Here is a 16,814-nt window from a genome sequence, read left to right on the forward strand (position 1 = left end):
TGCGAAAAAATTGCTTGCCAGAGGCCCAAAATCCCTCGCTGCCGGACACATCGCCAATTTTCAAACAAGCCCTAAGGAAAAAGACCGGCTGGGCGGCCCATGCCGGGCCGTCCAGCCTCAGACTGTTGAAAAAAGGCGCAAAGGAGGGCTTGCCGCGCCTTGTCCGCCCGCCCAGCCGGCGGGGCATCCGCCCCTTACGAGCCGCTGGGGAAGAAGGGGGACAGGGCGGCGGCCATGCCGCTGACCGGCATGGTCTGGAGGACAATGCGGCCCGGGCCGGTGATGACGGTGTGGAAGAAGCCCTCGCCGCCGAAGAGGGCGTTCTTGACCCCCTTCACGGTCTGGATGTCGATGGAGCAGGTGATGTCCACCATGGCCAGATTGCCGGTATCCACCACCATCCGCTGCCCGGCGGCGAGCTCGTATTCCACGGCGGAGCCGTCGATCTCCAGGAAGGCCATGCCGTGGCCGGAGAGCTTCTGCATGATGAAGCCCTCGCCGCCGAAGAAGCCGGCCCCCAGCTTCTTCTGGAAGAAGATGGACATCTCTACCCCCTGTTCCGAGGCCAGAAAGCCGGATTTTTGAACCACAATGGGCCGGTCGGGGGTGATCTCCACCGCCCGGATGGAGCCGGGGAAGCTGGAGGCGAAGGCGATCATGCCCGGGCCGCCCTGGGCGGTGTAGACGTTCTGGAAGAGGGATTCTCCGGAGAACATCCGGCCAAAGGCTTTGCCCAGGCCGCCGCCGGCGTTGGTGCGCATCTCCATGTTGGGGCTCATCCAGACCATGGAGCCCTTCTCGGTGATCATGGACTCGCCGCCCTCCAGGTCGCAGATGACCACGGGCATGGACTCTCCGGTGATGTGATACTTCATGCAGGCTGCCTCCTTATGTAATCTGTTTTGCTATTTCCAATTCCGAAGGAATTGGGCTGACTCCATCATACAGGCTGTAGGCGCGGAATACAAGAGAAAGATTCCATTTTGGGAAAAATAACGCGTGTCCCAGCGGGGGGATGCCCTTCACAAGGACATCTCTCCCGCTGGGACGCTGCTGTTGTTCGGATGGAAGCATCCGGTCAGCCGCACTGTGCGCACCGCTCACATGCGGAGGGCGCGGCCGCGCAGCCGCCCAAAGCGGTCTCCCGCAGATCCAGGGGGATGCGCCGTCCCACCGCATACATGGTGTCCAGCATCTCATCAAAGGGAATGAGCTGACGGATCCCGCTCAAGGCCATCTCGGCGGCCACCAGCGCGTTGGCGGCGCCTGCGGCGTTCCGGTTCTGGCAGGGGTACTCCACCAGCCCCCCCACCGGGTCGCACACCAGCCCCAGCATGTTCATCAGCACGGTGGAGGCGGCGTCCAGGCACTGCTCCGGCGCCCCCCCCATGAGCTCCACAGCGGCCGAGGCCGCCATGGCGGCCGCCACGCCCATCTCCGCCTGACATCCCCCCACAGCCCCGGACACTGTGGCGTTGCGCATGGCCAGGTAGCCTACGGCCCCGGCATTGAAAAGGGCGTCCACAAGCCGGCTGTCAGAGATCTTATAGCAATCCTGCATGGCCAGAAGCACACCGGGCACCACGCCGGAGGAGCCCGCCGTGGGGGCCGCTACAATCAGGCCCATGGAGGCGTTGACCTCCAGCACGGCAACAGCATAGGTAATGGCTCTGGCCAGGATATCGCCGCAGATGGCCTTCCCCTTTGCCGCGTGATGGGACAGCTTTTTGGCCTCGCCGCCAATCAGGCCCCCCATGGATTTGACGGGATTTTTCAGCGGCTGGGTGGCGGAGGCGCGCATGATCTCCAGGGCTCGGGCCATCCGGTGGTCTGCCACATCGCGTGTGGTCTCCCCCAGAACGCACTCCCGGCGGCGCATGATCTCCGAGATCGGGCACTGCTCCCGCCGGCACAGCGCCAGCAGCTCCTTTGCTGATTTGAAGTCCATGCTCTCTGTCCTCCTTATGGCTCTACAATCATCACATCATGCACGTTGGGATTGTCCCGCAGCGGACCGGCGATCCCCTCCGGGATACGGCCGTCGAACTCCACAATGGTGTAGGCGGTGTGTCCCTTCTCCTCCCGGAACAGGCGCATGAAGGCGATGTTGACCCCCCGGTCGCTGAGCACCTTGGTGATGTGGGCGACCACGCCCGGCTTGTCCTGCTGCACCACAATGATGGTGCTGTACGCGCCGGTGAAATCCACAGATACGCCATTGATCCGTGTGATGCGAACCTTGCCGCCGCCCAGGGACTCCCCGCGTATGGTCATCACCTGCCCGGCGGCGTTTTCCATACGGATGTCCACCGTATTGGGATGGACATCTGTTACGTCGGCACAGGGGGTAAAGCGGTAGGCCAGGCCCCGCTCCGCGGCAATCTGGAAGGAGTCCCGAATGCGCACATCGTCCGTCCCGAAGCCCATCATGCCGCCCAGCAGCGCACGGTCCGTCCCGTGGCCGTGGTAGGTCTTAGCAAAGGAGCCGTAGAGGATGAAATCTACCTTTTTCAGCGGGGGGACAATCATTTTATGCGCCAGAAAGGCGATGACGGCGGCCCCCGCCGTATGGGAGCTGGACGGACCGATCATATTGGGGCCCAGCACATCAAAAACACTGATATAGGACATAAGCGATCTCCTGTGGGGGCTCAAGCTTTCGCAGGGGCCTTATTGATAAACTTCTGGTAGATGGTCTCCACAATCACACCGATGGCATTGTCGCCGGACACATTGCAGGCGGTGCCGAAGGAATCCTGGGTGATGTACAGCGCCACCATAATGGCGCAGATGGGCCCGCCGGGGTCGCCGGCCTCCGGCCCGAAGATCATATAGAGAAAGGGCAGGGCCGTCATGATGGAGCCGCCGGGCGCACCGGGGGAGGCTACCATGGCAATGCCCAGCGTCATGATGAAGGGGATGACGGTGGACAGGCTGATGGGGAGCTGATTCATCAGGCACACTGCCGTGGCGCAGGCGGTGATGGTGATCATGGAGCCGGCCATGTGGATATTGGCGCACAGCGGAACCACGAAGTTGCGGATCTCCTCGGATACGCCGTCGGCCTCGGCGCACTGCAGGTTCACCGGGATGGTGGCGGCGGAGGACTGGGTGCCCAGGGCCGTGGTATAGCCAGGGATCTGATTTTTGATCAGGGTGAAGGGGTTCTTACTGCCGATAACCCCCGCCACCAGGAACTGGACGACAATGCAGACCAGGTGCATGAGGATGACCACCAGGAAGACCTTCCACAGAATGCCCAGGATCGCGAAGGTCTGGCCGGATTTGGTCATATTGGTGAAGGTGCCGCAGATGTAGAGGGGCAGCAGGGGGACGATGACCGAGTGAAGCACCTTGTCAATGATTCCCGAGAAATCGTTCATGCTGTTGTAGAGGGTATCGCCGATGGTCTTCCCCCGCAGGGTGGACAGGCACAGCCCCAGCACGAAGGCCAGCACCACGGCGGAGAGGGTGTCAAACAGGGGCGGGATCTCCAGACTGAAGTAGGTCTCCAGCGAATTGCCCGCCGTAGCCGCAATCTGCTCCAAGGCGTCGGCGCTCATAAAGCTGGGGAACAGGTTGATGGCCACAAAATAGGAGGAAGAGCCCGCGATCAGCGTGGAGCCGTAGGCCAGGGCGACGGTGATGAGCAGCAGCTTGCCCGCCCCATTTTTCAGGTTGGCGATGCCCATGGTCACATAGGCCAGGATCATCAGAGGGATGACGAAGGATAGGAAGGTGCTGAAAATCGTGGATGCGGTCACGACGATCCGGCAGAACCAGACCGGGAGGAACTGCCCAAACAGGACGCCGATGACGATTGCGATGATGAGCTTGGGGAGCAGCCCGAGTCGAAAGGGTTTCTTTTCCATGAATGATACAACCTCCTTGTCATTTTGCTCAAAATTTTCTTGACCCGTCGCTGATTTTACTATATTCTGATTATTGCCATAAGTCAAATTCATAAATTTGATGATATCGTTCTAAAAAAATGATAACACAGCTTGACAGGGGGCATCAAGATGGAGCTGCGCCAGCTCAACACATTCATCCGTGTGGCCCAATTCAAGAGCTTTTCCAAGGCGGCGGAGAGCTTAGGCTATTCCCAGTCCGCAGTCACGGTACAGATTCAGCAGCTGGAGACGGAGCTCCAAACCCGCCTGTTTGACCGCATGGGCAAGCACATTGTGCTGACCGTGCCGGGAAGCCAGTTTCTGGAGCGGGCCTACGAGGTGCTCAATGACGTCAACAAGGCCAGGCTCGCCGTGTCCGGCCAGGGGGAGCTGCATGGGCGGCTGCATATTGGTGTGATTGAATCGCTGTGCGTGTCCAAGCTGCCCGAGGTTCTCCGGCAATATTGGCAGCGGCACCCCAAGGTGGTCATCCAAGTCACCACCGGAGAGCCGGAGAGCCTGATGGAACAGATGGAGCGGGGGGAGCTGGATCTGATCTACATCCTGGACGAGCCGCAATACAATAACAACTGGCGCAAGCTGATGGAGCAGAGAGAGGAGGTGGTTTTTGTGGCCTCCCCGGCCCTGGCTGGGGAGCTGTGCCGGCTCCCCGTGCGAAAGGTGGAGCAGCTGCTGAACCAGCCCTTCTATCTGACAGAGCAGGAGGCAAACTACCGCCGGGTGCTGGATCGCTTCCTGGCCTCCCGGGAAACGATCCTCGTCCCCTTTCTGGAGTGCAGCGACACCTCATTTATCATCAAAATGCTGGAGAACAACCGAGGCGTCTCCTTTCTGCCGCGTTATGCGGTGGAGCAGAGTGTGCGGCAAGGCAGGCTTACCGTGATCGATATAGAGGACCTTCATGTGACCCTATACCGGCAGATTTTTTCCCACAAGGAAAAATGGCATACCCGTGAAATGGAGGAATTTGTTCGCCTGGCGGACTAGGGCTTGTTTGAAAATTGGCGATGTGTCCGGCAGGGAGGGATTTTGGGCCGCTGGCAAGCAATTTTTTCGCAGGAATCCTGGCGGATTGCAAGGAAAAATTGCGCCGTCCAGGGGACAAAAGACCCGCCGGTTGGGCATGTTGACATTTTTCAAACAAGCCCTAAGCCGCAGCTGTTCCGGGGTGAAAATCTCCCTTTACTTCCACGGGGAAACTTGCTATAATGAGTCCACGGAGTCAACCGCGAGGGGTTGATTCACGCGGCACGGCCGCGGCAATTTCATCAGGAAGACCACACTGGTGCGGCGGCGCAGCCGCTGAAAAGGGAAGTCCGGTGCAAGACCGGCGCAGTCTTACCTCTACTGTGAGCGCGGACGAAGGCGTGGAAACCCATTGGCCCGGGACGGCCGAGAAGGGACGCCGGAGGAGGAGGCGCAAGCCAGGAGACCTGCCGTGTGGGAGAGACGTCACTCTGAGGTGGGGAGGGCGGCAGTATGCCGTGGGGCTTGGACCCTCTCCTTCTGCTGTGGGAGAGGGTCCATTTTTTTCCTGTTTGGAGGAGGGAGGCCCATGGGCGGCTTCGCGTACGAAATCCCGGTGGGACGGCGGCGGCTGCGCTGCGGCTACACCACCGGCGTCTGCGCCGCAGCGGCGGCTCGTGGGGCGGCGGAGCTCCTTCTGACGGGGCGGCTCCCCGCCCTGGTCCGGGTGGAGACCCCGGCGGGCATTCCGGTGGAGGTGGAGCCCCTGGAGGGGGCCGCCGGGCCGGGCTGGGCCGCCTGCTCCATTCGGAAGGACGGGGGGGACGACCCGGACGCCACCCACGGGACCCTGATCCGGGCCAGGGTGGAGCGGACCGAGGCCCCCGGCACCGTCATCGACGGCGGCGCGGGGGTGGGCCGGGTGACCCGGCCCGGTTTGGACCAGCCCGTGGGGGCGGCCGCCATCAACCGGGTCCCCCGGCAGATGATCGCCGGCCAGGTCCAGGCAGCCCTGGCGGCGGCGGGGGCGTCCGGGGGGCTCCGGGTGGAGATCTCGGCCCCCGAAGGGGAGGCCCTGGCCCGGAAGACCTTCAACCCCCGGCTGGGCATCGTGGGAGGCATCTCCATCCTGGGGACCTCCGGCATCGTCCGGCCCATGAGCGAGGCCGCCCTGGTGGACTCCCTCCGGCTGGAACAGGACATGCACTTTGCCGCCGGGGTCCGGGATCTCCTGGTGACCCCCGGCAACTACGGCGAGACCTTTGCCCGGGAGACTTTGGGCCTCTCTCTGGACCACAGCTGCACCTGCTCCAACTATGTGGGGGAGGCCATTGACCACGCCGCCGGCCTGGGCTTTCGGAGCCTTTTGCTGGTGGGGCACATCGGCAAGCTGTGCAAGGTGGCCGCCGGGGTGATGAACACCCACTCCCGGGTGGCCGACGGCCGGCGGGAGACCCTGGCCGCCCACACCGCCCTGTGCGGCGGGGACCGGGAGACAGTGGAGGCGGTCTTCCAGGCCGTCACCACCGACGACGCCGTGGACTGCCTGGACCGGGCCGGGCTCCGTGGGCCGGTGATGGCCTCCCTGGCCCGGGCCCTGGACCGCCGGCTCAAGGAGCGGGCGGGGGAGGACCTGGCGATCGGGGCCGTCTTCTTCTCCAACCGCCTCGGCGTCCTGGGCCGCACCCCGGACGCCGAGGCCCTGGCCGCCCGGCATCCGGCGGCAGCACGCGAGACGAGAAAGGAAGGGCGCTTATGATACACTTTATCGGGGCGGGCCCCGGGGCCGCCGACCTCATCACCCTCCGTGGGGCCAAACTTCTGGGGGAGGCCGACGTCATCATCTACGCCGGGTCCCTGGTAAACCCCGCCCTGCTGGGGTATAAAAAGGAGCGCTGCACCGTCTACGACAGCGCCTCCATGACCCTGGAGGAGGTCATCGCCGTCATGGAGGAGACCGAGGCCCGGGGCGGGGACACCGCCCGGCTCCACACCGGGGACCCCTCCCTCTACGGGGCCATCCGGGAGCAGATGGACCGGCTGGACGCCCGGGGCATCCCCTATGACGTGACGCCGGGGGTCTCCTCCTTTTCCGGGGCCGCCGCCGCCCTGGAGGCCGAGTACACCCTCCCCGGCGTGTCCCAGAGCGTCATCATCACCCGCATGGCCGGGCGCACCCCAGTGCCGGAGGGGGAAAAGCTCTCCAAGCTGGCCGCCCACGGCTGCACCATGGTGCTCTTCCTCTCCACCGGCCTGCTGGAGGAGGTGGAGCGGGAGCTGCTGGAGGGGGGGTATGCCCCCGACACCCCCGCCGCCATTGTCTACAAGGCCGCCTGGCCGGAGGAGAAGGTCTGCCGCTGCACCGTCTCCACCCTGGCCCGGACCGCCCGGGAAAACCACATCACCAAGACTGCCCTCATCACCGTCGGCGGCTTCCTGGGGGATCGGTACGACCGCTCCAAGCTCTACGACCCGGCCTTCACCCATGGCTATCGGGAGGCCGGCAAGTGAGGATCGCCCTCACCGCCTTCACCCGGCGGGGCGGGGGGCTGGCCCGGACCTTGGCCCAGGATCTGGAGGAGGAGGGCCACACCTGCACCCTGGCCTGTCCCAAGCGGCTGGAGGAGGTCCTGGCCTTCCCCGGCGCCTACGAGCGGGTGGGGGAGTGGGCCGGAGCCCGGTTTTCCGACTCGGACGCCCTCCTCTTTGTGGGGGCCAGCGGCATCGCCGTCCGGGCCATCGCCCCCTATGTCCGGGACAAGCTCACCGACCCCGCCGTGGTCAGCGTGGATGAGGCGGGGCGCTTTGCCGTGCCCCTCCTCTCCGGCCATGTGGGGGGAGCCAACGACCTGGCCCGGCGGGTGGCCGCCCTCACCGGCGGGTCGGCGGCGGTCTCCACCGCCACCGACATCAATGACCGCTTCGCCGTGGACCAGTGGGCCCGGGAGCGGGGCTTTTACATGGAGGGCCGGGAGGCGGCCAAGGCCATCTCAGCCGCCCTCCTGGCGGGGGAGAGCGTGGGGTTTGAAAGCGACTTCCCCGTCCGGGAGCCCCTGCCGGAGGGGGTGGTTCAGGGGGACGGGCCTCTGGGCTTCGCCGTCACCCTGGACGGGGAGAAGGCCCCCTTTGCCCAGACCCTGCGGCTCATTCCCACTATCCTCACTCTGGGGGTGGGCTGCCGGCGGGGGACCCCGGAGGAGGCCATTGCCCAGGCGGTGGACCGGGCGCTGGCTGAGGGCCGTCTCTCCCCCCGGGCCGTCCGGCAGGTCTGCACCATCGACCTGAAGCGGGACGAGCCGGGACTGCTGGCCTTCTGCCGGGCGCGAAAGCTGCCCCTGCGCTGCTACCCGGCGGAGGCGCTGGCGGCGGTCCCCGGGGACTTCACGCCGTCGGCCTTCGTCCAGGGGGTCGCCGGGGTGGATAACGTCTGCGAGCGGGCCGCCGTCCTGGGCGGCGGGCGGCTTGTCATTCCCAAACAGGCCGGGGGAGGGGTCACCGTGGCGGTGAGCCAGGAGCCCCTGACCCTGTGTTTTTCCAAAGCGGAAGGAGAAGTGCTATGAAAGTGACTGTCGTGGGCCTGGGCCCCGGCGCGGGCCGGGATCTCACCGGCCGGGCCCGGGAGGCCCTGGAGGAGGCCGGCCTCATCGTGGGCTACACCGCCTATCTCGCCCTGATTCAGGACGCCTTCCCAGACAAGGAGCTGCGCGCCACCGGGATGCGCGGGGAGGTGGACCGCTGCCGGATGGCGGTGGAGGAGGCCGTGGCCGGGAAGAACGTGGCCGTGGTGTGCTCCGGCGACGCCGGCGTCTACGGCATGGCGGGGCTGGTCTGCGAGGTGGCCCAGGCGTATCCCCCCATCGACATCGAGGTGGTGCCCGGCATCACCGCCGCCTGCGGCGGGGCCGCCCTGCTGGGCGCCCCTTTGACCCACGACTTCGCCGTTGTCTCCCTCTCCGACCTGCTGACCCCCTGGGAGCTCATTGAAAAACGCCTGTGCTGCGCCGCAGAGGGGGACTTTGTCCTCTGCCTCTACAACCCCGCCAGCCACAGTCGGCCGGACCACCTGAAGCGGGCCTGCCGCATCCTCCTGGAGGCGGGGAAGGCCCCGGAGACCGTCTGCGGCTATGTGCGGAACATCGGCCGGGAGGGGGAGTCCGCCGCCCTCACCACCCTGGGGGCGCTGGGGGAGATTCCGGCGGATATGTTCACCACCGTCTTCATCGGCAGCAGCCGCACGAAGGTCATCTGCGGCAGGATGGTGACCCCCCGGGGCTACCTCCAGCGGGAGGACTGAGGGGTGAAGGTTCTGCTCTTCGGCGGCACCTCCGAGGGCCGGGAGCTGGCCGGGTGGCTGGCGGAGGAGGGCTTCGGCCTCACCCTCTGCGTGGCCACGGAGTACGGGGCCGCCCTGGCCCCCCGGCGCCCCGGCCTGGAGGTCCGCACCGGCCGGCTGGACCGGGCCGGCATGGAGGCTTTGCTGGCCGGCGGCGGCTTCGACTGTGTGGTGGACGCCACCCACCCCTACGCCGCGGCGGTCACGGAGAACCTCAGGGCGGCGGCAGAGGCGGCGGGGACGCCCTATCTGCGGCTGCTGCGGCAGTCCGATGCGGAGGACGGCTGCCAGAAGGCGGCGGACCTGGCGGAGGCCGCCGGTCTGCTGGCGGACCTGCCCGGCCATGTGCTCCTCACCACCGGCAGCAAGGAGCTGGCCCCCTTCGCCGTCCCCGGCCTGGTGGAGCGGTGCTATCCCCGGGTGCTGCCCACCATGGATTCCCTGGAGCGGTGCCTGTCCCTGGGCTTTTCCCCCGCCCACATCATCTGTATGCAGGGCCCCTTCTCCCAGGAGTTGAACGCGGCCCTCATCCGGCAGTTTCAAATCCGAACTCTGGTCACCAAAGACTCCGGGGGCTGCGGCGGCTTCCGGGCCAAGGCGGAGGCCGCCCGGGAGACGGGCTGCGCCCTCCTGGTGGTGGAGCGGCCTGCTCAGGAGACCGGCCTTACCCTGGAGGAGCTGAAAACCGCCCTGAAGGAGGCGCGTGTATGAAGGTCTATCTCATCGGCGTGGGGATGGGGAACCCGGACACCCTGACGGTCCAGGCCCTGCGGGCCATCGAGGGCTGCCGGGCTCTGGCGGGGGCCCGGCGGCTGCTGGAGCCCTGGCAGGAGGACCGCCCGTGCGCCCCCCTCACCGCCGCCGCAGACATTGCCGCCTGGGTGGACGGGCAGACCCAGGGCCCCGTGGGGGTCCTCCTCTCCGGGGACACCGGCTTTTACAGCGGGGCCAAGAGCCTCTGGCCCCTGCTGAAGGACCATCAGGTGGAGACCATCCCCGGCCTCTCCTCCCTCTCCTACTTCTGCGCCCGGCTGGGGACCACCTGGCAGGACGTCCGGGTGGTCAGCGCCCACGGCCGGAGCCACAACGCGGTGGGGGAGATTCAGAGCCACCCCCGGACCTTCGCCCTCACCGGCGGGGCCACCCGGGCGGAGGACCTCTGCCGGGCCCTGACGGAGCGGGGCCTGGGGGCGGTCCGGGTGTCGGTGGGGGAGCGGCTCTCCTATCCCGACGAGCGGATTGTCACCGGCACGGCGGCTGGACTGGCGGGGGAGCACTTTGAAGACCTGGCGGTCCTGCTGGCCGAGCACGACGCGCCGGTGCTCCGGCCCTGGAACACGCCGGGGCTCCCCGACGGCTTCTTCCTCCGGGGCGAGGTCCCCATGACCAAGGAGGAGGTCCGGTCCCTGGCCCTGTGCAAGCTGCGTCTCCAGCCCTGGCATACGGTGTGGGACGTGGGGGCGGGCACCGGATCGGTGTCGGTGGAGTGCGCCCTGGCCTGTCCCCAGGGCCGGGTGTACGCCATTGAGAAGAAGGAGGCCGCCCTGGACCTGCTGGCCGGGAACAAGGCCCAGTTCGGCTGTGTCAACCTGGAGCTGGTTTCCGGCGCCGCCCCCCAGGTTCTGGAGGACCTGCCGGCCCCGGACCGGGTCTTCCTGGGGGGGACCTCCGGGGAGATGGAGGAGATCCTGGCGGTGATCTTTGCCAAGAACCCCGCCGCCCGGGTGGTCTGCACCGCCGTGACCCTGGAGACGATGGGGGAGGCCGCCCGGTGCTTTGCCCCCCTCTCCGGGGCCGGCATGGTCCAGGTGGCGGCCACCCGAACCCGAAAGGCCGGGCCCTACCACCTGATGGACGCCCAGAACCCGGTGTGGATCTTCAGCGGGGAGGGAAAGCATGAGTAGGGTCCCCCGGCTCCTCCTCTGCGCCCCGGCCAGCGGCGGGGGCAAGACCACGGCTGCCTGCGCCCTCCTCCAGGCCCTGGTGGACCGGGGGGCGGCTCCGGTGGCCTTCAAGTGCGGCCCCGACTATATCGACCCCATGTTCCACAGCGAGGTCATCGGGGCCAAGTCCCGGAACCTGGACCTCTTCCTCATGGGGGAGGCGGCGGTGCGCCGGAGCCTCCTGGAGAACACCCGGGGGGCCGGAGCGGCCGTCATCGAGGGGGCCATGGGCTACTACGACGGCCTCGCCCTGTCGGACCGGGCCAGCGCCTACGACCTGGCCCGGACCACCGGCACCCCGGCGGTGCTGGTGGCTGACGTCCGGGGGCGGGCCCTCTCCGCCGCCGCCCTGGTGAAGGGCATGGCGGCGTTCCGGCCCGATTCCCGGATTCAGGGCGTTTTGCTCAACCGCTGTTCCCCCATGCTCTACCCCCGCCTGCGGGAGGCCATCCAGGCCGAGACCGGCCTGACGGTGTACGGCTATCTCCCCGATTTGCCAGCGTGCGCCCTGGAGAGCCGGCACCTGGGGCTGGTCACCGCCGCCGAGGTGGCGGATCTCCGGGACAAGCTCCGCCGCCTGGCGGCGCAGGCGGAGCAGTCGGTGGACCTGGACGGCCTCCTGGCCCTGGCGGCCTCCGCCCCGGCGTTGGAGGCCCCGCCGCCGCCCTCCGTCCGGCGGGAGCGGCGGCCTGTCATCGCCCTGGCCCGGGACGCAGCTTTCTGCTTTTATTATGAAGACGGCCTGGAGGAGCTCCGGCGGCAGGGGGCGGAGCTGGTGGAGTTCTCCCCTCTGCGGGACCGCTCCTTGCCGGAGGGGGCCCAGGGCCTCTACCTGGGGGGCGGCTACCCGGAGGAGTACGCCGGAGAGCTGGCCCGAAACACCTCCCTGATGGGGGAAATCCATGACGAGATTCTCCACGGGATGCCCACGGTGGCCGAGTGCGGCGGCTTCCTCTACCTCCACCGGGACCTCCAGGACGCCGGCGGCCGGTACGATTGGCGCATGGCGGGTGTCTTTTCCAGCCGGGCCTGGGGCCAGGGGAAGCTGGGGCGCTTTGGCTATGTCACCCTGACCGCCCGGAAGGATGGGCTTTTGTGCGGGGCGGGGGAGCGCCTTCCCGCCCATGAGTTCCACTACTGGGAGAGCCAGACGCCGGGGACGGCCTTCCGGGCCCAAAAGCCCCTGAGCGAGCGGGGCTGGGACTGCGGCTGGCACACTCCCACCCTCTACGCCGGCTTCCCCCACTTCCATTTCAGCGGCTGTCCAGAGGCGGCCCGGCGCTTTGTGGCCGCCTGCGCCCGGTATGAAAGGGGTAAAGAAGAATGACACTGCGCTTTGAGACCGTGCTTGCTCAGATTGGGGACCATATCGGTCCCCTGGACCAGGGGGCCATGGAGGAGGCCCAGCGCCGCTGGGACGCCATCGCCCACCCCCTGAACAGCCTGGGACTGCTGGAGCAGGACATGGTCCGCATCGCCGGCATCACCGGCAGCGCCGACGTGGACCTGTCCAAGCGGGCGGTGGTGGCCATGTGCGCCGACAACGGCGTGGTGGCCCAGGGGGTCACCCAGACCGGCCAGGAGGTCACCGCCATCGTCACCGAAAACATGTCCACCGGGGACACCTCGGTCTGCTGCATGGCCCGGGTGGCCGGGGCGGAGGTCATCCCGGTGGACATCGGGGTGGCCCGGCCGGTGACCGGGGCACGCATCCGGCAGATGTGCGTCCGCCGGGGCACCGCCGATATGACCCAGGGCCCCGCCATGTCCCGGGAGGAGGCGGCCCAGGCCGTGCTGGCCGGGGTGCGGCTGGTGGAGGAGCTGAAGGAGGCGGGGTATCGCATCCTGGCCACCGGCGAGATGGGCATCGGCAACACCACCACCGCCAGCGCCATGGTCTCCGTTCTGCTGGGGAAGGACCCGGCGGCGGTCACCGGCCGGGGGGCGGGCCTCTCCTCGGAGGGGCTGGCGCGGAAGGTCCGGGCCATTGAGACCGCCATCGCCCTCAACCGGCCCGACCCCGCCGACCCTCTGGACGTCCTCCACAAGGTGGGGGGGCTGGACATCGCCGGCCTGGCCGGGGTTTTCCTGGGCGGGGCCATGCACCGCGTTCCGGTGCTGGTGGACGGCTTCATCTCCTCCGCCGCCGCCCTGACGGCGGCCGCGCTCTGCCCGGCGTGCAAAGATTACATGCTGGGCTCCCACGCCTCCAACGAGCCGGCGGGGAAGCTGGTGCTGGACGCCCTGGGACTGCGCCCCTTCCTCTTTGCCGGGATGTGCCTGGGGGAGGGCACCGGGGCTGTGGCCGTGCTGCCCCTGCTGGACATGGCCCTGGCGGTCTACCGGGAGATGTGTACCTTTGCGGCTGCCGATATCGAGGCCTACCAGCCCCTGACCTGAGGGGGCGGCGGCCCGCCCATGCCAAACCAAGGGGGGAAGCCCAGTGCTGATTCTGGTGTCCGGCGGCTCTGCCAGCGGAAAATCCGAATATGCCGAGGGTCTGGTGACGGCGGCCCCGGCGGGGCCCCGCTTCTATGTGGCCACTATGGAGGTCCGGGACGGGGAGAGCCGCCGCCGGGTGGAGCGCCACCGGGCCCTGCGGGCGGGGAAGGGCTTCCAGACCGTGGAGCGGCCCCGCCGCCTGGGGGACTGGGCGCCGCCGCCGGGGGCGGCGGTGCTGCTGGAGGACCTGTCCAACCTCACCGCCAACGAGTGGTTTGGCCCGGAGGGCCGGGAGGGGGCCTTCCAGCGGGTCCTCGCCGGGGTGGAGCGCCTGGCCCGGGAGGCCGCCTGTACCGTCATCGTCACCAATGAGCTCTTCTCCGACGGCGTCCGCTACGATTCGGAGACGGCGGCCTACCTGGACGGTCTGGCCCGGCTCAACCGGGCGGCGGCGGCCCGGGCGGACCGGGTTTATGAGGTGGTCTGCGGCCTTCCCGTCTGCTGGAAGGGGGCGTGAGACACATGCTCCGTTCTCTGTGCATCGCCCTGGCCATGTACTCCCGCTTCCCCGCCCCCCGGGTGGACTGGGACCAGAAGAGCCTGGCCTGGGCCATGTGCTTTTTCCCGGCGGCGGGGCTCCTCATCGCCCTGCTGCTGGGGGTGTGGCTCCAGGTCTGCCTGAGCCTGGGCCTGGGGACCTTCCTCCGGGCGGCGGGAGCCCTGGCGATCCCCATCGCCGCCAGCGGGGCCATCCACCTGGACGGCTTCTGTGACACCGCAGACGCCCTGGGCTCCCACCAGAGCCGGGAGCGGAAGCTGGAGATTCTGAAGGACTCCCATACCGGGGCCTTCGCCATCATCTGCTGCGGAGTCTATCTGGTGGTTTTTTTCGCCCTCTGGTGCGAGGCCGTGCCGGAGGGGCGCAGCCTTCTGGTGCTGGCCCTGGGGCCGGTGCTCTCCCGGAGCCTCTCCGGCCTGGCCGCCGTCTCCTGGCCCAACGCCCGGGGCAGCGGCCTGCTGGCCACCTTCACCCAGCCTGTGGACGCCCGGCGGGCCCGGGTGGTGCTGGGGCTGTGGACTCTGGCCGCCGGAGCCGCCCTGGCGGCCCTGGACCCGGTGACCGGGGGGGCGGCCATTGGAGGGGCCGGGCTGTCCTTCCTCTACTATTTCGTCATGTCCCGGCGGCAGTTCGGCGGCATCACCGGGGACCTGGCCGGGTTCTTCCTTCAGGTCTGCGAGTGCGCCATGGTGCTCTCCGTGGTCCTGGCACAGCGGCTGGAGGTGCTGTTATGATTCTGCTCATTGGGGGCGCGGGCCAGGGAAAGCTGGCTTACGCCCTGGAAAAGACCGGCCTGGGGGCGTCCGATGTGGCCCGGGACCCGGCCGCTGCCCGGAGCAAGCCCATCTTTGCCGGCCTGGAGGACTGGGTCCGCGCCCACCCCGGGGAGGGCCTGGGGGACTTGCTGGAGGTCAACCCGGAGGTGGTGATCCTCTGTGACGAGGTGGGCTGCGGCGTGGTGCCGGTGGACCCCTCCGAGCGGGCCTGGCGGGAGGAGGTGGGCCGCCTCTGCTGCGCCCTGGCCCGGAGGGCTGAGCGGGTGGAGCGGGTGTTCTGCGGCCTGAGCATGGTATTGAAGGGGGAAGGAACGTGGAAGTGATTCTCATCCGCCACGGCGTCACCCGGGGGAATCTGGAAAAGCGCTTTGTGGGCCGTCTGGATGTGCCCCTGGCCCCGGAGGGGGAGGCCATGGCCCGGGAGACCGCCCCTCTGCTTCCGGCGGTGGAGCACCTCTATGTGAGCCCCATGCGCCGCTGCCGCCAGACGGCGGCGCTCCTGTGGCCCGGCGTGGCGCAGACGGTGATCGAGGACCTGCGGGAGACCGACTTCGGCCCCTTTGAGGGGAAGAGCCACCAGGAGCTCCGGGACGACCCCATGTACCAGCGGTGGCTGGCGGGGGAGATGGCGGTGGGGGAGCCCGCCGAGGACTGCGCCCGCCGGGGCTCCCGGGCCCTGGAGGCCCTGGCGGAGGACGCCCTGGCCCGGGGCTTTACGCGCATTGGGGTAGTCTCCCACGGGGGACTTCTCATGGGGATGCTCACCCGCTGCGGCCGGCCGGCCCGAACGGGCTTTTACGACTGGTACCCCCAAAACTGCGGCGGCTACCGGGCCGAGCTGGTCCGGGAGCCCCTGGAGCTCCACATTCTGGGCCCGGCGGGGAGGACGAAGGCATGAGCCTGACCCTGCGGCTTGCCGCCCTGCTGCTGGGGTGCCTGCTGGACCTGCTGTTTGGAGACCCCCACTGGATGCCCCACCCGGTCCGGGCCATGGGGGGGATCACCGCCCTGCTGGAGCGGCCCCTGCGCTTCCTCTTTCCCAAGGGCCCCAAGGGGGAGCTGGCGGCGGGAGCGGCGCTGGTGGTGCTGGCGGCGGGGATTTCCACCGGGGCGGCGGTGCTGGCCCTGTGGCTGTGCCGGCGCATCCACCCCCTGCTGGCCTTCGCTGCGGAGACTCTGCTGTGCTATCAGCTCCTGGCCGCCCGGTCCCTCCGGGACGAGAGCCTGAAGGTCTACCGGGCCCTGCGGGACGGCGCCCTGGAGGAGGCCCGGCGGGCGGTCTCCATGATTGTGGGCCGGGACACCGACCGGCTGGACCGGGACGGGGTGGCCCGGGCGGCGGTGGAGACGGTGGCGGAGAACGCCTCCGACGGGGTGGCGGCCCCCCTGCTGTTCCTGGCCATTGGCGGGGCCCCCCTGGGGGTATTTTACAAGGCGGTCAACACCATGGACTCCATGGTGGGCTACAAAAATGACCGCTACCTCTACTTTGGCCGGGCGGCGGCCCGGCTGGACGACGCAGTGAATTTCCTCCCGGCCCGGCTGGCGGGGGTGCTGATGTGCCTGGCCGCCCGGCCCGCAGGCTTTGATGGGAAAAACGCCTGGAAAATCTTCCTCCGGGACCGGAAGAAGCACAAGAGCCCCAACTCCGCCCACACCGAGGCGGCGGCGGCGGGGGCCCTGGACATCCAGCTGGGGGGGAGCAGCTTTTACTTTGGGAAGCGGGTGGAAAAGCCCACGATTGGGGATCCCCTGCGGCCGGTGGAGCCGGCGGACATCCTGCGGTGTAACCGCCTGATGTATGCCGCGGCCTTTCTGGCCATGGTCCTATTCTGCGGGATTCCTCTGGCGCTGAGTTTGACGCTCTGAGGCCGCCCCGTA

General features: G+C 68.0%; 19 protein-coding genes and 1 riboswitch. Of the genes, 14 read left to right on the top strand and 5 right to left on the bottom strand.

The window, feature by feature from the left end; genetic code table 11:
• The 5 genes from Q0K09_RS03790 to Q0K09_RS03810 all read right to left on the bottom strand — a co-directional run.
• The coding region (locus Q0K09_RS03790) for a hypothetical protein (protein ID WP_294473123.1) at positions 1 to 187 on the bottom strand (187 nt) is incomplete at its 3' end.
• A gap of 7 nt (positions 188 to 194) precedes the next feature.
• Positions 195 to 875, bottom strand: a complete 681-nt coding sequence (locus Q0K09_RS03795; RefSeq protein WP_294473126.1) for a TIGR00266 family protein — start codon at positions 873 to 875, stop codon at positions 195 to 197.
• Positions 876 to 1,078: 203 nt separating this feature from the next.
• Positions 1,079 to 1,948: an L-serine ammonia-lyase, iron-sulfur-dependent, subunit alpha gene (gene sdaAA / locus Q0K09_RS03800; RefSeq protein ID WP_294473131.1), complete on the bottom strand. Its 870-nt coding sequence runs from the start codon at positions 1,946 to 1,948 to the stop codon at positions 1,079 to 1,081.
• Positions 1,949 to 1,962: 14 nt separating this feature from the next.
• The gene (sdaAB, locus tag Q0K09_RS03805; protein ID WP_294473133.1) at positions 1,963 to 2,631 is read right to left on the bottom strand and encodes an L-serine ammonia-lyase, iron-sulfur-dependent subunit beta; all 669 of its coding nucleotides are present in this window, start codon (positions 2,629 to 2,631) and stop codon (positions 1,963 to 1,965) included.
• Positions 2,632 to 2,651: 20 nt separating this feature from the next.
• Positions 2,652 to 3,872: a dicarboxylate/amino acid:cation symporter gene (locus Q0K09_RS03810; protein WP_294473135.1), complete on the bottom strand. Its 1,221-nt coding sequence runs from the start codon at positions 3,870 to 3,872 to the stop codon at positions 2,652 to 2,654.
• Between the two features lie 150 nt (positions 3,873 to 4,022).
• Here Q0K09_RS03810 and Q0K09_RS03815 point away from each other — a divergent pair, with 150 nt between their 5' ends.
• From Q0K09_RS03815 to cbiB, 14 genes are all read left to right on the top strand, one after another.
• Complete coding sequence (locus Q0K09_RS03815) at positions 4,023 to 4,901, top strand: LysR family transcriptional regulator (RefSeq protein ID WP_294473137.1); 879 nt, start codon at positions 4,023 to 4,025, stop codon at positions 4,899 to 4,901.
• A gap of 279 nt (positions 4,902 to 5,180) precedes the next feature.
• A riboswitch (cobalamin riboswitch) is annotated at positions 5,181 to 5,370 on the top strand.
• Between the two features lie 99 nt (positions 5,371 to 5,469).
• Complete coding sequence (gene cbiD, locus Q0K09_RS03820) at positions 5,470 to 6,639, top strand: cobalt-precorrin-5B (C(1))-methyltransferase CbiD (RefSeq protein WP_294473141.1); 1,170 nt, start codon at positions 5,470 to 5,472, stop codon at positions 6,637 to 6,639.
• A complete protein-coding gene (gene cobM, locus Q0K09_RS03825; RefSeq protein ID WP_294473144.1) occupies positions 6,636 to 7,391 on the top strand; it encodes a precorrin-4 C(11)-methyltransferase in 756 nt (251 codons plus the stop codon). The genes cbiD and cobM overlap by 4 nt, the downstream gene beginning before the upstream one ends.
• Positions 7,388 to 8,440, top strand: a complete 1,053-nt coding sequence (locus Q0K09_RS03830) for a cobalt-precorrin 5A hydrolase (RefSeq protein ID WP_294473147.1) — start codon at positions 7,388 to 7,390, stop codon at positions 8,438 to 8,440. Before cobM ends, Q0K09_RS03830 begins: the two co-directional genes overlap by 4 nt.
• Complete coding sequence (cobJ, locus tag Q0K09_RS03835; RefSeq protein WP_294473149.1) at positions 8,437 to 9,174, top strand: precorrin-3B C(17)-methyltransferase; 738 nt, start codon at positions 8,437 to 8,439, stop codon at positions 9,172 to 9,174. Before Q0K09_RS03830 ends, cobJ begins: the two co-directional genes overlap by 4 nt.
• 3 nt (positions 9,175 to 9,177) lie before the next feature.
• A complete protein-coding gene (gene cobK, locus Q0K09_RS03840) occupies positions 9,178 to 9,924 on the top strand; it encodes a precorrin-6A reductase (RefSeq protein ID WP_294473152.1) in 747 nt (248 codons plus the stop codon).
• Entirely contained in the window at positions 9,921 to 11,117 is a 1,197-nt protein-coding gene (gene cbiE, locus Q0K09_RS03845) for a precorrin-6y C5,15-methyltransferase (decarboxylating) subunit CbiE (protein ID WP_294473153.1), read from the top strand. Before cobK ends, cbiE begins: the two co-directional genes overlap by 4 nt.
• Positions 11,110 to 12,483: a cobyrinate a,c-diamide synthase gene (locus Q0K09_RS03850; protein WP_294473156.1), complete on the top strand. Its 1,374-nt coding sequence runs from the start codon at positions 11,110 to 11,112 to the stop codon at positions 12,481 to 12,483. The genes cbiE and Q0K09_RS03850 overlap by 8 nt, the downstream gene beginning before the upstream one ends.
• Entirely contained in the window at positions 12,480 to 13,556 is a 1,077-nt protein-coding gene (cobT, locus tag Q0K09_RS03855) for a nicotinate-nucleotide--dimethylbenzimidazole phosphoribosyltransferase (protein ID WP_294473158.1), read from the top strand. The genes Q0K09_RS03850 and cobT overlap by 4 nt, the downstream gene beginning before the upstream one ends.
• Before the next feature lie 43 nt (positions 13,557 to 13,599).
• Positions 13,600 to 14,115, top strand: coding sequence for a bifunctional adenosylcobinamide kinase/adenosylcobinamide-phosphate guanylyltransferase (locus Q0K09_RS03860; RefSeq protein ID WP_294473161.1), 516 nt, complete (start codon positions 13,600 to 13,602; stop codon positions 14,113 to 14,115).
• Between the two features lie 5 nt (positions 14,116 to 14,120).
• Entirely contained in the window at positions 14,121 to 14,891 is a 771-nt protein-coding gene (locus Q0K09_RS03865) for an adenosylcobinamide-GDP ribazoletransferase (protein WP_294473165.1), read from the top strand.
• Complete coding sequence (locus tag Q0K09_RS03870) at positions 14,888 to 15,256, top strand: bifunctional adenosylcobinamide kinase/adenosylcobinamide-phosphate guanylyltransferase (protein WP_294473168.1); 369 nt, start codon at positions 14,888 to 14,890, stop codon at positions 15,254 to 15,256. The genes Q0K09_RS03865 and Q0K09_RS03870 overlap by 4 nt, the downstream gene beginning before the upstream one ends.
• Positions 15,247 to 15,831 (top strand): histidine phosphatase family protein, encoded by a 585-nt coding sequence (locus Q0K09_RS03875; protein WP_294473170.1) that lies wholly within the window; start codon positions 15,247 to 15,249, stop codon positions 15,829 to 15,831. Before Q0K09_RS03870 ends, Q0K09_RS03875 begins: the two co-directional genes overlap by 10 nt.
• A complete protein-coding gene (gene cbiB / locus Q0K09_RS03880; RefSeq protein WP_294473174.1) occupies positions 15,828 to 16,802 on the top strand; it encodes an adenosylcobinamide-phosphate synthase CbiB in 975 nt (324 codons plus the stop codon). The genes Q0K09_RS03875 and cbiB overlap by 4 nt, the downstream gene beginning before the upstream one ends.
• The last annotated feature ends 12 nt before the right edge of the window (positions 16,803 to 16,814 follow it).

Source organism: uncultured Intestinimonas sp., assembly GCF_944387725.1.
Taxonomy (GTDB): domain Bacteria; phylum Bacillota; class Clostridia; order Oscillospirales; family Oscillospiraceae; genus Intestinimonas.